Origin of the sequence: Microbispora sp. KK1-11 (genome assembly GCF_006874435.1) — a bacterium.
In the GTDB taxonomy this organism is placed as follows: domain Bacteria; phylum Actinomycetota; class Actinomycetes; order Streptosporangiales; family Streptosporangiaceae; genus Microbispora; species Microbispora catharanthi.
The window spans coordinates 1-606 of record NZ_VIRJ01000123.1 but is presented as its reverse complement, the minus strand read 5'-3'; the positions used below and the strand labels follow the sequence as shown (position 1 = coordinate 606).

1 pseudogene is annotated in these 606 nt (G+C 68.3%); it reads right to left on the bottom strand.

Going from position 1 to position 606, the window contains the following annotated elements:
* Positions 1-606 (bottom strand): annotated as a pseudogene (locus FLW16_RS43025) (DNA-directed RNA polymerase subunit beta); the annotation flags it as partial.

The following is a 606-nucleotide window of genomic DNA, read 5'->3' as shown; positions in this document are numbered from 1 at the left end:
TCACTCGGCCCAGCACGTCGTCGGACTTGATCGTCAGCAGCTCCTGCAGCGCGTACGCCGCGCCGTAGGCCTCCAGCGCCCACACCTCCATCTCGCCGAAGCGCTGGCCGCCGAACTGCGCCTTACCGCCCAGCGGCTGCTGGGTGATCATCGAGTACGGGCCGGTCGAGCGAGCATGGATCTTGTCGTCGACCAGGTGCAGCAGCTTCAGGATGTAGATGTAGCCCACCGCGATCGGGTGCGGGAACGGCTCGCCGGAACGGCCGTCGAACAGCCGCGCCTTGCCGCTGGGCATCACCATCCGGTCGCCGTCGCGATTGACGAGGGTGCTGCCCAGAAGACCGATGATCTCCTGTTCGCCGGCGCCGTCGAACACCGGCGTGGCGACGTTGGTCCAGGGCTCGACCCTGTCCATGTCCTTGTCGCGCAGGCGCTCGGCCCACTCCTCCTCCACTCCGCTGAGGTCCCAGCCCTGGGCGGCGATCCACCCGAGATGGGTCTCCAGCACCTGGCCGACGTTCATACGGCCGGGCACGCCCAGCGGGTTGAGGACGATGTCGACCGGCGTGCCGTCCTCGAGGAACGGCATGTCCTCCACCGGCAGGA